We start from the raw sequence: 14950 nt of genomic DNA on the forward strand, positions 1-14950 counted from the left end.
GCCTGGCCCCCTTTATTGCTTTAGTTAATCTCACAGGCTTCAGCGATGAATTCTACAAGATGGACAACCTTAATTTTATCTTGCAAGCCTTCACGCTGCACACCTAATAACATCTGGAGATGACAACCTGGATTTGTGGTAACAATCACATCAGGTACAATTTTTTTTACATTTTTCATCTTGTTATCAAGAACAAGCATCGATTCTTCGTGATGAACAATATTATATATTCCCGCTGACCCACAGCACATATCTTTTTGCTCCATTGCCGTATACGTAATGCCTGGAATTTGTTTTAACAATCGCAAAGGTTCATCCACAATATGTTGGACATTCGTTAAATGGCAAGATGGTTGATAAGATACGGATTTGTGAATGCTTTTTTTGAATGGCAATTCTAACTTTGACAAAAGAACGCTAATATCTTTATTTTTTTCACTAAAATTTGTTGCCCGCTCAAACCACGGATCTTTTTCATCAAAATACAAAGGATATTCAACAAGTGCAGCACCGCAACCACCTATCGAATTTACGATAAAATCAAGTTCATAGTTCTCGTAAGCTACAATATTCTTTTTTGCAAGTGTAACTGCCTGATTACTATCACCGGCATGATGTTGGAGTGCTCCACAACACCCTTGTTCTTTAATCGTGATAACTTCACAACCACCTGCTTCTAGTAGTTTAATCGCAAGGTCGTTAATATTAGCAAAGAACGTATCCATCACACATCCTGGAAAATAGCCAATACGTAAAAGTGGAGAATTCTTTTTAGTAGAAAGCATACTTTTTCTCTTTAATGGAAGTTTAACAACAGGTGTAATTGACTCCATACGTTTGATTGCTGAAGGGAGCACTGATAGTACATTAGATTTCCTAATGCCATTAATAATTTTTGTCTTTTGAAGAATATAAAGACCTTGTCCCATCAATTTTAATACTCTTTTATTTGGTAATGTATGATGAAATATAAGAGATCTTATTGCATTTGTCTTGCGACTTCTGTCTTTATCCCTATAATCGGCTAATACGTTGACAGCGGATGTAAGAATTTTTCCGTATTTAACATTCGTAGGACAAACGGTTTCACAAGCACGGCAACCTAAACAGAGGTCAATTGGATTTGCCATATCATGAATTGAAATTTTCCCTTCCGCGGCCATCTTTACAAGATTGATTCGGCCCCTCGGGGAATGTGTCTCTTTCCCAAAAGAAATGTATGTGGGGCATGCCGGTAAACAATATCCACACTGAACACAACTAAAAGTTTCGTCATAAGCAAGTTTTTTTCTTAAATCTTTTTCATCAATCATTTCGCAACTCAAACCTTTGCCCCGGTTCTGGAAATATTTTTCCGGGATTTAGTATATTTTGTGGATCCCATGCATCTTTAATTAGCTTCATCATGTGTAATCCGTCTTTTCCCAACTCCATTTCCATGAATGGCGCTTTCATAAGTCCTATTCCATGTTCGCCAGATAATGTTCCACCCAGTTCGACTGCTGTTTCAAAGATTTCTTCGACTGCCTGTTCGACTCGGCGCATCTCTTCTTCATCACGTTGGTCTGCAATAATATTTGGATGCAAGTTGCCATCTCCCGCATGACCAAATACGACGAGATGAACATTATATTTTTCTCTAATTTCTTTAAGACGTTGAAACATTTCTGGGATTTTGCTTCGGGGAACCGTTGCATCTTCCGAAATTTTTGTAGGCTTTACTTTTACGATGGCAGGGGAAACTAGTTTTCTGGCCTGCCATAATTGTTGGGCTTCTTCATTGTCCTTTGCCACTTGCACATGTCTTGCATTGACCATCATACAAGCTTCTGCCACGCGCGCCATTTCTTCTTCTAAGGCAATTGGGTGTCCGTCCAATTCGATCAAGAGAATCGCTTCAACATCAGTGGGCAATCCAAGAGAAGCATATTCTTCCACAGCAATAATTGAATGCTGATCCATTATTTCCATCTTCGATGGCATAATTCCTGAACGAAGCACTTTAGAAATGGCACGTCCGGAATCTACAATTTCATCAAATAAAACCATAGCTGTTTTCGTAGCCATTGGTTTCGGTATAAGTCGCAAGGTTGCTTCCGTAATTACTCCAAGTGTCCCTTCAGAACCAACAATTAACTTTGTTAAGTCATATCCCGTTACATTTTTCACAGTCTGTCCGCCTGTTCGAATCACCTTTCCTTGTGCAGTTACCACTTCAAGACCCAGTACATAGTCTTTCGTCACACCGTATTTCAACCCTCTTGGGCCTCCTGCATTTTCAGCGAGATTTCCACCGATTGTTGATACATGAGCGCTACTCGGGTCAGGTGGATACATCAGTCCAAATTCCTCAGCTTTTGCATTAATCTTCGCAGTAATAACACCCGGTGAAACAACTGCGACTAAATTATCTGGATCAATTTCGAGCTTTGTATTCCACAAAGAGAAGTCAAGCATAATTCCACCTTTGATAGCAAGTGGGCCACCGCTTAAACTTGTACCTGTTCCTCTTGCGGTGACTGGTATTTCGTACTGGGACGCCAATTTTATAATTTCTACAACTTCAACAGTTGCCATTGGTTGGCAAATAAAATCAGGTTTGTAAACGCCAAAAGAAGCGTCGAACGAATAACTAAACAAATCATGTATCTCTGTTAATACTCTTAATGGATCACCGATTGCTTCAATGAGCTTTTCGATAATGGTATCTCTAAGCGCATTCATGTTCTTTCCTCCTCGAATGATTTAAGGCAAACTAATCTAATCAATTGGCGAAGGAAATAAGATTAGCTTGCAGCGTTTTGTAAAACCGAGCAACAATTTTCCAAAAGTGAGATGTTATCTGGTGGATTTGACATGTACTCCACTTTTTCACTGTATATTTGATGATTAAGAACTTGGCCCCCCAAATGCCTTTCCAACCCCTTGTAATTTTTCAAGAATAAGAATCAAAATAACAGAAATAAAGATTACCACACTAGAAACAGATGCTATTAATGGATCATACGCATCCTGCATATGTGAAAAAATCTCTAGAGGTAGCGTTCGCATGGTAGATGAAACCATAAATAGAGAAACAGTTACATTATCAAATGACGTAAGGAAAGCAAACAATCCTCCCGATATAATCGCTGGACGTATTAGTGGCAGCGTCACCTTCCAAAATACAACTAGCGGATTTGCACCAAGAATAGTTGCTGCTCGCTCAAGATTGTAATCGAATCCGCTAAGACCAGTTAGTACGAGTCGGATAACATAAGGAATACAAATGATTATATGAGCAATTAAAAAACCAGTTGGTGTGCCAGCAAGCATCATCGGTGTAAAATATATTAGTAGTGCTATACCGAGAACGAGTTGCGGTACACTCAAAGGAGCTGTCAATAGCGTTGTAATATAGGATTTTCCTGGTATTTCATACTTGGCAATAGCAAGTGCACCTAATGTGCCAAATATAACTGAAAATAAAGCTGCCATAAGTGCAAATTTCGCACTATTTCCGAGCGCTTCTATAAATTCAGGACGCTCTAATATCTTGGTATACCACATAAAAGAAAATCCCTGTGCCGGAAAGCTTGGATAATTTGCACTTGTAAAGGAAGCAGGGATAACTACAAGAAGTGGAATTAAAATATAAATAATACTGATGACTGCAACCGTTAAGCGTAGTCGCCCAAGACTTTTTATCATCGGAATACCTCCTTATATTTACCTAATTCAAAGGCACGTGTAAAGATGAATACCGAAATAAGCGTAGTTGCTAGTAGGACATATGAAACAGCCGAACCGAAAGTCCAACGCAATAGACTGTTGATTTGATCGTATGCTACGACTGGCATTACCGGTACGTTTGCTCCTCCCATTAAGGCTGGTGTAACGTAGGAGCTCATTGAAAGGCTGAACACAAGGACACAGCCTGCTACGATACCAGGTAGACTAAGTGGTAGCGTAATTGATAAGAAGCTGCGAATAGGACTGCTCCCCAGAATAGCTCCAGCCTTCTCCAGATCAGGATCCACACCATATAAACTTGTAGCAATTGTAAGTATCATAAAAGGTAAATAAGCGTTTGACAGACCTATGACAACCCCGATCTCAGAAAATAATAGATTAAGTGGAGCCTTGATTATCCCAATTGAAACTAGGAAATTATTTACAGTACCATTCGGTAATAACAGGAGATACCAACCAAAATTTCTAACAACAATACTAACTAATAGTGGTGAGGCTACTAGCAAAGCTATATAACCTCGAACTCGCGGCGTACTTTTTGCCATCGTCAACGCAACCGGATAAGCAAGGAGTAGCGAAACGATTACTGTATAAAGACTGATTCTCACCGTTAACCATAATGATGATAGATAGTAACTATCAGTAAAGAACTGAATATAGTTTTTAAAGCTGTATACTGCATCAGCTCCACCTAAATCATCTGTATCAATAAAACTTAAATATAAAATATAGAGCATCGGTACAACGAAAAAACTAACAAGAAACAATAGAATTGGAAGAAGGAGAAGAAGACCGGGATTTCTCCATTTACTCTTCTTGTTTCTATGTTGTCTTGGTGGCTGTGTATGGTTTGTTATTTCTGTATGTTGTGTTATTTCTTGACCAGCATCATGTCTGATGGATTCCATCCGATATACACCTCTTTTCCCTGCTGCCAAGAAGAGTCAATAGCATAAGTCAATATTTGGTATGATTCCCCATACATCATCACATCTATATCCCATGAAGTACCGAGATAGTTCAACTGAGATATATTAGCTTTGTAGAAATTTGATGGTTTCTGTGAAGCAGTAGCCTTTGAGAAGATTTGTATCTTCTCAGGCCGAATGTATAGCTTAACAGCATCTCCAGAATGACAAGAATGATCGTCGCCCATGATATTATCTATATTTACTCGCATTATGTCATTATTCACTTTTACAGCGATTTCTCTATTCTCTACTGCCATGATAGTACCTTCAAAACTATTCGATTTACCGATAAACTGATAGACAAATTCGGAACGTGGATGATTATAAATTGTAGTAGGAGTGCTGACTTGTTCTATTTTGCCTTGATTCATTACAACAACCCGATCAGAAAGGGAAAGTGCCTCTTGCTGATCATGTGTAACAAAAATCGTCGTTACTCCAATTTCTTTTTGTAAGCGCTTAATTTCCGCACCTAGCTCATGGCGCAACTTCGCATCAAGATTAGATAAGGGTTCATCAAGTAAAAGTAATTTTGGCTCTACTACAAGTGCACGGCAAATAGCTACACGCTGCCGTTGTCCACCAGAAAGTTCCCGAGGGTAACGATCTTCCAAACCAGACATCCTTACGAGTTCAAGAGTTCGGGCAATACGTCTGTCCTTCTCTGACTTCTCTATCTTTCGCAATTTTAGACCAAAATCTAGATTTTCATATACTGTCATATGAGGAAATAGGGAATAGGACTGGAAAACCATTCCCAAATCTCTCTTATATGGTGGTACTTTTGTGACTTTCTTTCCTTTAATATATACGTCGCCTTCATCTGCCTCGAGAAATCCCGCAATTAGGTTTAACGTTGTTGATTTCCCACAACCTGATGGTCCAAGGAGGGTGAGTAACTCCCCCTGTTTTACTTCCAGGTCAATCCCGTTTAGCACGATATTGGAACCGTATTGCTTAAAAGCGCCTTTTATTTCTACGTCATTTTTTATAGCTTGTACCGTTGGATCTTTTATAACTTGCATCGTTTTATCCTCCTCTTTTATTTCTTATTTTAGTAGTTTTCCAAGTTCAGGAGTAACCTCCTTAGCCCATCTGTCTGTCCACTCACCACGGACTTCTGCCATTTTGGCAGGATCAGGCACAAAGGTTTTATCTGTTTCCTTAAGGCCTATAACAGGTTCAAATTTTTCTAGGAGACTCATCCCTTTGACAACTGGATAAAATGCATTTTCTGCTATTAATCCTTGTGCTTCCTCACTAATTAAATAGTTTATGAAGTCAGTCGCTTCTTTTTGATGTGGTGCATTTTTTACAAGGGTAGCACTGAATGCTTGAAGTGGTACTCCTTCTTTTGGTACGACCATTTTAATTGGAATTCCTGAGTTTGCCAGTTCTGCAATCGCGTAGCTTCCCATTACAGTAATATCACCGGCACCTTGTTGGATAGCTGGGATTACCTGAGTCGAGTTTTTATAGAATGTAGTGGAATAGCCCGCAAGTTCTTTCGCTTTTTCCAGCCCTGCTTCCATGTTGTCCGTGCTACCGCCATTTGCCATGGCTAAGGCATTAAGAGTGTTAAAGCCCCAATCATTTGTAATATCAACAAAAGCTGTTTTACCTTTGTATGCAGGACTAGCTAGATCGTTCCATGACTCTATTGGTTTAATTCCGTTCTTTTCGAAACTTTCAGTGTTGTATGCTGGAGCTATTGCAAGACCAAAAACTGGCGCAGCTGCACCTTCAACAGCTATAAAATGTGGATTAACATTTTTCATATTCGTGACGATAGTTTCGTCAATGGCTTCAGAAAGACCCTTGTCTTTAGCTCGGTAGACATCGTTCGGAACAAAGATAGCGATATCAATTTGTGGAGAATTTTTCTGCAATTCTACTTTGGATAATATTTCACCTGATAAGCCAGCTATATAATTTATTTGAATTCCGGTTTCTTCTTTGTACTTAGGGGCAATTACGTCGCGTATAGTTTTTTCAATTACCCCTCCATTTCCTGCAATCGTAATTTCTTTGGCTCCTCCCTCAGAGGATTTAATTGCCCCTCCTGGTTGTTGAGGAGATGGATTCCCACATCCGGAAAGCAGAGCAAGTAGAGCAATAATAAATATACTTATAGTTTTTTTCATTTTAATAAACCTCCTTGTTTTCTTTGAATTTCTAATGGGGTATGACAAGTGATAGGGCTCCTATAATAAATACTTCTTCCCTCCTTTCTTCCTTTTCTATTTATAATGCAATTAACGTGCCAATTTTCCGAACCTTCATATAAATAGATATGTGGATATATGAAAGAAAAACCGGCAAACTTTTCCTTAGCAAGGAAAAGTTTGCCGGCATATATTTCCGTTTTCTTCTATGTTACTCTTCTATTTCGTACTGATTAATTTTATTACGAAGACCGCGTTCTGAAATTTGTAGTGCGTTGGCAGTATCTTGTCGATTCCAGCCATAATAATCTAGTGTTGCGGCAATCATCTTTTTTTCAATTTCCTTCATTGAAATACCTAATGGAATATAAATCCCCTCTCCTCCTTCGTTGGTTACAGAAGTTGAAAGACCCGCTTTTTGTTCCAGAATATACATTGGTAAATCATTATCTAAAATCTTGTCATCTTTAGATAATGCAACTGCATATTCAATAATATTTCCTAGTTCCCTTACATTTCCCGGATAATTATATTCGAGTAGAAATCGATAGGCAGCTGTAGAAAAACATTTGTTGTTTCTATTCATTTCTAAACAATACTTTTGTAAGAAATAATCTATCAAAAGGGGTAAATCCTCTTTTCTTTCCCTTAAAGGAGGAACTGTAATTGGAATGACATTAAGCCTAAAATACAAATCCTCACGGAAGGTTCCTTCACTCACCATTTGTTCCAGTTTTTTATTGGTAGCGCTTATAATTCGTACATCTAACGAAATTTTTGTATTTGAACCCAATGGTGTAATTTCACGCTCTTGTAATACACGTAACAATTTTGCTTGAAGCGTATAAGGCATCTCACTTACTTCATCTAGGAAGAGCGTTCCTCCATTAGCGGATACCCATTTACCTAGTTTTCTCTGTGTTGCTCCAGTAAAAGCTCCTTTTTCGTAGCCAAACAACTCTGATTCAAGTAACGCTTCAGGAATGGCAGCACAATTTACAACTTCAAACGGACCGTTTTTTCGTTTTCCGCTGTTGTGTATATTTCTAACTACTAGCTCTTTTCCTGTGCCGCTTTCACCCATTATTAGTACACTTGAATCAATGTCTTTAATGCGCTCAATCAACGAAAAAACGCGATACATAGCCTTACTCTTACCAATAAAGTTTTTATAACCGAGCCTCTGTTCTAGTTCTTCAGTTAACGTTTCAACTCGGGACGATAGCCCCTTAAATTCAAGAGCTTTCGACATAAGTAACTGAAGTTCCTCAATATTAATAGGCTTTTCAATATAATAGTAGGCACCTTGTTTAATAGCTTCTATGGAAGTTTCAATAGATGAATAGGCAGTCATCATTATAACAGTAATAGATGGATCTTTTTTCTTAATCTCTTGAAGGATGTCAAGCCCACTGTAAATTCCTAAGTTAAGATCAAGAAGAACTAGATCGATATTTCCTTCTTCAATGATGTTAATACCATCCTGCGGATTAGTAGTCGTTGTAATATCGTAGTCGTCCTCAAGAGCAAAACTTAGAGATACGCAAATAGCAGTTTCGTCATCAATTATTAAAATCCGTGAATTCATTTTTCATCCCCTCCGTTTCGAACAATGGTAAGAATACTATAAATATCGTACCTTGGTTGGGTTGGCTATAAACCTGAATATCCCCGTTATTTTCTTTAACCAACTTGTAGGATACGGATAAACCTAATCCTATTCCTTTTTCCTTATTTGTATAAAAGGGCTCAAATATTCTATTAATATCTTCTTTTCTTATACCTATCCCTGTATCGGTTATTGTAATTTTCCCTGTATTCCCATGTTCTTTTTTTATCTTAATTGTAATTTTTTTCTCTTCAGTCTCCTCAACCGCATCAATAGCATTTAATATTAAATTTAGGAGCACCTGACGTATTTGCTGTGGATCAATATAAAAAACTAAATTTTTCTCTACAAATTGTTCAAGGATAATTTGTTTCTTCTCTATAGTAATTTGAAGAAATGATAGCAATGAAGTAAGCTCATCAACAGTATTATATCTTTGCTTTTTAGGTGGACGCGGACGTGAATAATCAAGTAGATTGGTTACAATTTTATTCAACCTGTTCACCTCTGCAGGCAAATGATCAATAATTGATTCCCGAAATTTAGGCTGATCATATTTTCTGGGGAGCAAATCAATGAAAGTTTTAATCGACGTTAAAGGATTACGGATTTCATGTGCAACTCCAGCGACAAGTTGTCCAAGTGCGTGCATCTTCTCCTGTGAATTAAGTTTATGCTCGAGCTTCTTCTTTTCTGTTTCGTCGTTCATGGACAGTAAATATCCTGTCTGCTTTTCTTGCGAATCATACATTTGGACTACGCGGTAGGATATTAACTTTTGCTGTGTACCCTCATTAAATTCCCGAATATAGGGGATAATTGAACCTTCCTGCTGTTCATTACCAACTCTGTATTGGTGAAATAGTTGGTTAAGAAGAGTTGAATCTTGAAGGTTGTCAATGTGATTAGCAGAAAGGCCAAGCACATCCAATGCCTTAGCATTCCAGCTAGTTATCTTAAAGTTAAGACCATATGTAACGATACCTGTATCAATATTATTCAACACTTGTTCTTTAAAGGCATTATTATCAGCAATCACTTGTCGTTGTTCTTGCAGATTCATATTTAAATTCACAAGTTTATGCGTCTGGATATTAACTTCTTTTTTTAGCCGTTGATTCCATTTGTAGATGAAGAAAATTCCTAGCGCACCTGCCATTAACACAAGACTTAGAAGAAAAATGAAATGCTTTAGTTGAGTGATTTGTGCTTCAGATTGTGGCATTAACCATCTATGAATTATAGAATTAACTTCTCCTTTTGCCTTCAGTGTATTAAGTGTATTATTCACCATTAGAAGCAATGCTTCTTCGCCTTGTTTCACTGCAATTGTATAATCAGCTGGTTCTATCACTTCTTCGAGGATTACGATTTTTTTTTCTTGTTGGGAACCTTTTAAATAGAAAGCTGCTGTCCATTTATTCCCTACAAACACATCTGCTTGCCCATTAAGCAATGTTTCGAGACCATCATATTGATTTGTTGTAATTGTTAGATTTGGGTTGCGCATATTGAGAAGCATGTTGAGTACTGGTGTACGTTCTTCCAACACTACGTGCTGATTCCGAACATCAGCAATAGATCGAATAGTGCCTACCTTCTCTTTTGGAATGATGAGTGAATCAGACATTGTAAAATATGAGTCCGAAAAATCAAACCACTCATCATTTTCTGTACTATAGGTGATGCCAGCAATCGCATCAATTGTTCCATTTTTCAGAGCTGTTTCAGCTTCACTTATACTCATTGGAATATATTTAAAAGTAAGCCCATTATCGCTAGCTATTTTCTTCATAATATCTATACTAATGCCACTTAGTGTTCCATCCTCATTTGTGTATGAGAATGGTGGTAAATTACGGTCTCCTGCAATATAATATGTTTTTTTTACAGCAACTGCGGTGGGAACGCTGATAAAAAATATTCCCACAATATAGAGGACGAACAACACACCGAATATTCCGATATTTTTTTGTTCGATCTTGCCCACTTCCTTTAGAGAATTATTTTCATGAAAGTGTCTAAATGAATGTAACATCCAGACAGTACCATCTTGTTATTTAACTGAATTGACATTTAGTTCAACTGCTATTTTCAGAGTATTCATCCATAAACCTAAAATAGGGAAGAAGTATCCCAAGTAATGATACTGTACATATAATAGATCCAATCAAAAAATAAAGCGGACGTATTCCCCACTGTTCACTTAAAATCCCTCCAACGAGTACGCCTAGCGGCATTGCCCCTCGAATGATAAAAAGTCGGACAGATGCTACTTTACCCATCAATTCGTTCGGAACGGTTTGTTGAAATATCGTTAAGTTATGGACACCGAAAAAAGCCATTGCAATTCCAGCAATCACCTCGGTCATTATGCCCAAAATAATGCTATGGTTAAATCCTAACGCGATAAATGTTAGACCACCGATTATCAATGCTCCCAACATTAAAACTCTACGACTGTTATACGTTATTTTCCCTACTAGTATTGATCCAATTACATAGCCAAGTGGAAAACTAGCCATAAAATAGCCGTATTCAGCATAGCTTCCTGACAACTCTTTTGTTATATAAGGTAAGGTGACAACCATCGTCACTCCTACTCCAAATTGGACGAATGCTAAAAAGATTCCTAACCAAACGATAAGCCGTTGCTTAAAGAAATATGATATTCCTTCCAAGAATTGTTCTAACCAAGACGTTCGTACACTTAAGGAAATTCTGTTTTCTTGGATAAAAAGTAAAAGTGCGCCACTTGTAATTAGTGTGCCACATACAAATAGTATAGTAGGTATAACGCCTATATACTCAATGACGATTCCTCCCAAAATTGGAGCTAGAAAAGTCATTAATCGGACCGTTCCATCTATATAGGCATTCGCTGCAGCTAATTGGTCTTTCGGTACGATTGTTGGTGTGATTGCTTGGTTTGCTGGTGTATAAATAGGCGTTATTAATCCCACTATTATTTGGACTGCATAAATATGCCACGCGTGTAGATTTCCAGTAGCCAATGAGACAAGTGGTATAAGGAATATTAACCCTCGCGTCCACTGTGAAAATACCATGATCCATTTTCGACTCCATCGATCAATAAAAGGACCAATAAATAATTGCAAAATAATAGACGGAATAAAATACAGTAACCACATGCTACCTAATGCCATCGTCGAATTGGTCAGTTGATAAATAAGAATTGAATTGCAAAAAGTACCAAATGCACCGCCTAGTTCGGAAATAACATTCCCTATCCAGACAATAAGAAACGGACGACTCTTTAATAAGGTGTTTCTCATTGATTTAAGTAAAACTCCAGTTCCTTCGATAGCACATCCAGTGAGTTTCTTTTAAGCGAATACTTTGCATCGATAATCTCTACTAACTTAGCTGCTCTTAGAATTTTTAAATGATGATGGATGGTTGATTTGCCTATGTTTAATTGCTCTGTAATGTCTTGTAACGAAAGATCCCGTTCCTCAAGTAATTTAACCATTCGGAGACGGACCTCATCTCCCAATGCTTTATGTTTCAATACTAATAAATTGTTTGGTGTGTACCGGTCACTTGGTGAGATACTTTCATTCGTAATAGGAAAGTAAAATACTTTTGTATCTTCTAAATCTGCCTCAATATTCCACGGGCGATAAATGTATTGTGGGATTAATAACACGTTGGATACATTTAGTTCTGGTGAATATGTAATGCCTCCTGTCGTCCATTCTACTAGTTCTTCCGCCGACATTTTACTTGCCATCTCTATCTTCATTTCATAATCCGTTTGCAAAATAGCATGAAGCTCCACATCTTTTATAATAACTGCCTCATACCATCCAGTCATCACGTTAATAAGATGTTCTTTTAACCGTTTACCGTTAGCCTGACAAATGAATTCGATATAACGTGGAAAAAAGGAGTTATCCTTCGTAATTTTCATCATTTCCTTCATGGCCAATTGATCGCCTAATGAAGCATTTCTTCTTAACTCTTGATAGTTGTTTCCGATAAACGGCAAACAAATAAAAATAAAATTTGGCATGGAAAGTTCCTGAATATACTTAGTAAACTCTCTTAGATCAGCGAAGTCTCGTTGATGGAGTAACTGTAGTAAGGCTTTCCAAGTATTTTTGTTTTCTACAAAGTCTAATTCAACTAATAGTTTCACAGGTAGAGATTCTTTTATTTCTTTCCAATAGTATACAGGTTTTTCTAGTGTTTTAATAAGAGGCTTATTCGTAATTGCAGCTATTCCTAATGCACATTCCCATAAAACAGAGTATTTTAATTGAACTTGATACGTTTCTCTCTTCCTACTTGTAAGATTTAAGACATCCAATACATCACCCCTCCAGAAAATTCTATATACTCTGAATATATCATTCGAAATACATAGAATCAACTGAATATTCATTATTCAGATAATAGAAGTGATTAAAAAGGTTTTAATTCTATTTTTTTAGTAGATATAGTGTTAACATAATATTCATTATGATCTACGCCAATTATCGTTGGTTGATATTTCTTGATTGCATCTATCAATTGATTTATTACGAATATGTCTAAATAATTCGTTACCTCATCCCAAATAAATAACTCATTTTTACCTAATAATGCATTCGCTAAAAATACTTTTTTCTGTTCACCAGAGCTCCAATCTTTACTTGATTTAGCTGAAAAACTTGAACGCTCAATACCTAATTGATATAACAAATACCAATATTTTTCTTTTGCTTCTTTTGTTGATAATCGACTTAGCACTGAAAAATAATCTACTTCCTTTTGAATTTTTTGATGTAGTATCGATAAATGTTCAGGTAGCCTAATACGATACTCACCTATTGTATCTAGCTGCTCTGATCCTAAAATAAAATTTAATAGAGTAGATTTACCACTTCCATTTTTCCCTCCAATAAAGAAACGATCATTTGGATATATATCTATATTGATCGGTTCAAAAAGAGGGACACCATTTCTCAAAATGGAAAAATCACGAAAGAATAAAATTTGTTTTCTTGGCTGTTCCACAATCATTTCAAGTTCCGAGATATTTTCGAAATTATGAATGAGATTTTCTTTTTCCTCGATCATTGCTTCTGTTCGTTTGTTTATAGCTTTTGCTCTTTTCATTTGTTTTGCTGCCGATCGTCTTGCAGAAGCATCCTTTGTGCTGTTTTCTTTTTTTAACCCCCAATTACTTACTTGTTTTGAAACATCATGAAGCCGTTTAATTTCCTTTTGGAGCTTTGCGTTTACTTCTTCAGAAAGCATATCTGCATTTGCTTTTTCGTATTTCCACGTATCCACATTCCCACTAATCAAATCCATCGATTCTTTATTTATAGCTAAAATATGATCAACAAATTGATTTAAAAAAGACTCATCATGACTAATTACGATAAATCCCTTTTTCTTCTTTAAATATTGCCCCACTATTTTTCTTCCATTTACATCTAGATTATTTGTTGGTTCATCAATTAAAGGGAATGAATTTTCATTCAAAAATAACTCTATCAATAAGATTTTTGTTTGCTCCCCTCCACTTAAAATATTAAACTTTTTATATAAAATGTCTGTCGATAGATCCATATAGGTTAACTCACGCTCAATTTGCCAAATATCTATATATGGATTTTGTTTCCGTAATACTTCCAAAGCAGTTAGATCTTCATGCATATCTTTATAAGATGGGAAGTATTTAAAGTCTAATGTGGACTGTATAGAACCTTCATATTCTAACTCATCTAAAAGGATTTTTAAAAAGGTTGTTTTTCCCCGACCATTCCGGCCAACAAGCCCTAATTTCCAATTTTCATTGATATTTAAGTTTACATTTTTAAAAATCGGTTGAATCATCGAAACATATTTAAACAACATATTTTTTATAAGTATATTACCGGTCATTCAGATCGCCTCTAATAGGAAAGAAAACAAAAAATCCCTCCGTTTATTTGGAAGGATCAGTCTATATATGTATTCATTTATGCATAACAAATACGCCTATTTTGAGTGTATTAGGTTCTTTGAATATATGATAAATGAGCAGACTAATCCTATTTTGCAAGTAAATGTATATACATTTTTACTATAAATAGAATTAGTTTAACATCGGCCACTCATCATCCCTTCAAAGATATTACAATAAAAATAGCATATAATTAATTCAATTGTCAAACAATTTTCGGACAATACACGACTCATTACGGGTTCCAATTGCTTTTCCCACTAAAAAAAACCCTTCCGTTACTCTCCAATGTATAAGCGCGTTACTTTTCTAGAAACACTCATACAACTTAGGCGCTTTCTTAGACCTATTGTTATTTCTCCATGTGTTTCCTTCATAACTAAAAGTTTCCCTCTAACAAAAATTGTTTACGAAGACAAGATACCGTGTTACAATATTTACATATCATAAGAATGTATTTTTTTTACTTTTAAAGTTGGTCTAGGGAAACATTTTAAACTTAGGAGAGATGAAT

Annotated in this window: 11 protein-coding genes; all 11 read right to left on the reverse strand. The window is 36.5% G+C overall.

Annotated elements, in window-relative coordinates; translation table 11 throughout:
- Positions 1-20 precede the first annotated feature (20 nt).
- The gene (locus ACIQYS_RS05150; protein ID WP_402975821.1) at positions 21-1313 is read right to left on the reverse strand and encodes a (Fe-S)-binding protein; all 1293 of its coding nucleotides are present in this window, start codon (positions 1311-1313) and stop codon (positions 21-23) included.
- Positions 1306-2724 carry an FAD-binding oxidoreductase gene (locus ACIQYS_RS05155; RefSeq protein ID WP_402975823.1) on the reverse strand — a complete coding sequence of 473 codons (1419 nt, stop codon included), beginning with the start codon at positions 2722-2724 and terminating at the stop codon, positions 1306-1308. The genes ACIQYS_RS05150 and ACIQYS_RS05155 overlap by 8 nt, the downstream gene beginning before the upstream one ends.
- Before the next feature lie 165 nt (positions 2725-2889).
- Positions 2890-3690, reverse strand: coding sequence for an ABC transporter permease (locus tag ACIQYS_RS05160; protein WP_402975825.1), 801 nt, complete (start codon positions 3688-3690; stop codon positions 2890-2892).
- Complete coding sequence (locus tag ACIQYS_RS05165) at positions 3687-4640, reverse strand: ABC transporter permease (RefSeq protein ID WP_402975827.1); 954 nt, start codon at positions 4638-4640, stop codon at positions 3687-3689. Before ACIQYS_RS05165 ends, ACIQYS_RS05160 begins: the two co-directional genes overlap by 4 nt.
- Positions 4604-5728, reverse strand: coding sequence for an ABC transporter ATP-binding protein (locus tag ACIQYS_RS05170; RefSeq protein ID WP_402975829.1), 1125 nt, complete (start codon positions 5726-5728; stop codon positions 4604-4606). The genes ACIQYS_RS05165 and ACIQYS_RS05170 overlap by 37 nt, the downstream gene beginning before the upstream one ends.
- Positions 5729-5752: 24 nt before the next feature.
- The gene (locus ACIQYS_RS05175) at positions 5753-6847 is read right to left on the reverse strand and encodes an ABC transporter substrate-binding protein (RefSeq protein WP_402975831.1); all 1095 of its coding nucleotides are present in this window, start codon (positions 6845-6847) and stop codon (positions 5753-5755) included.
- Between the two features lie 232 nt (positions 6848-7079).
- The gene (locus ACIQYS_RS05180) at positions 7080-8456 is read right to left on the reverse strand and encodes a sigma-54-dependent transcriptional regulator (protein ID WP_402975833.1); all 1377 of its coding nucleotides are present in this window, start codon (positions 8454-8456) and stop codon (positions 7080-7082) included.
- Positions 8431-10515, reverse strand: a complete 2085-nt coding sequence (locus ACIQYS_RS05185) for an ATP-binding protein (protein WP_402975835.1) — start codon at positions 10513-10515, stop codon at positions 8431-8433. Before ACIQYS_RS05185 ends, ACIQYS_RS05180 begins: the two co-directional genes overlap by 26 nt.
- Positions 10516-10558: 43 nt before the next feature.
- On the reverse strand, positions 10559-11773 hold the full coding sequence (locus tag ACIQYS_RS05190) for an MFS transporter (RefSeq protein WP_402975837.1): 1215 nt from the start codon (positions 11771-11773) through the stop codon (positions 10559-10561).
- A complete protein-coding gene (locus ACIQYS_RS05195; protein ID WP_402975839.1) occupies positions 11770-12810 on the reverse strand; it encodes an ArsR/SmtB family transcription factor in 1041 nt (346 codons plus the stop codon). The genes ACIQYS_RS05190 and ACIQYS_RS05195 overlap by 4 nt, the downstream gene beginning before the upstream one ends.
- A 95-nt stretch (positions 12811-12905) precedes the next feature.
- Positions 12906-14375: an ATP-binding cassette domain-containing protein gene (locus ACIQYS_RS05200; RefSeq protein WP_402975841.1), complete on the reverse strand. Its 1470-nt coding sequence runs from the start codon at positions 14373-14375 to the stop codon at positions 12906-12908.
- Between the last annotated feature and the right edge of the window lie 575 nt (positions 14376-14950).

The sequence above is a fragment of the Psychrobacillus sp. NPDC096426 genome, assembly GCF_044762745.1.
Lineage (GTDB): Bacteria > Bacillota > Bacilli > Bacillales_A > Planococcaceae > Psychrobacillus.

What these genes read in the sequence shown, in the direction of transcription:
- ACIQYS_RS05150 (WP_402975821.1), bottom strand. Translation starts at nt 1,313, where the DNA reads ATGATTGATGAAAAAGATTTAAGAAAAAAACTTGCTTATGACGAAACT.
- ACIQYS_RS05155 (WP_402975823.1), bottom strand. Translation starts at nt 2,724, where the DNA reads ATGAATGCGCTTAGAGATACCATTATCGAAAAGCTCATTGAAGCAATC.
- ACIQYS_RS05160 (WP_402975825.1), bottom strand. Translation starts at nt 3,690, where the DNA reads ATGATAAAAAGTCTTGGGCGACTACGCTTAACGGTTGCAGTCATCAGT.
- ACIQYS_RS05165 (WP_402975827.1), bottom strand. Translation starts at nt 4,640, where the DNA reads ATGGAATCCATCAGACATGATGCTGGTCAAGAAATAACACAACATACA.
- ACIQYS_RS05170 (WP_402975829.1), bottom strand. Translation starts at nt 5,728, where the DNA reads ATGCAAGTTATAAAAGATCCAACGGTACAAGCTATAAAAAATGACGTA.
- ACIQYS_RS05175 (WP_402975831.1), bottom strand. Translation starts at nt 6,847, where the DNA reads ATGAAAAAAACTATAAGTATATTTATTATTGCTCTACTTGCTCTGCTT.
- ACIQYS_RS05180 (WP_402975833.1), bottom strand. Translation starts at nt 8,456, where the DNA reads ATGAATTCACGGATTTTAATAATTGATGACGAAACTGCTATTTGCGTA.
- ACIQYS_RS05185 (WP_402975835.1), bottom strand. Translation starts at nt 10,515, where the DNA reads ATGTTACATTCATTTAGACACTTTCATGAAAATAATTCTCTAAAGGAA.
- ACIQYS_RS05190 (WP_402975837.1), bottom strand. Translation starts at nt 11,773, where the DNA reads ATGAGAAACACCTTATTAAAGAGTCGTCCGTTTCTTATTGTCTGGATA.
- ACIQYS_RS05200 (WP_402975841.1), bottom strand. Translation starts at nt 14,375, where the DNA reads ATGACCGGTAATATACTTATAAAAAATATGTTGTTTAAATATGTTTCG.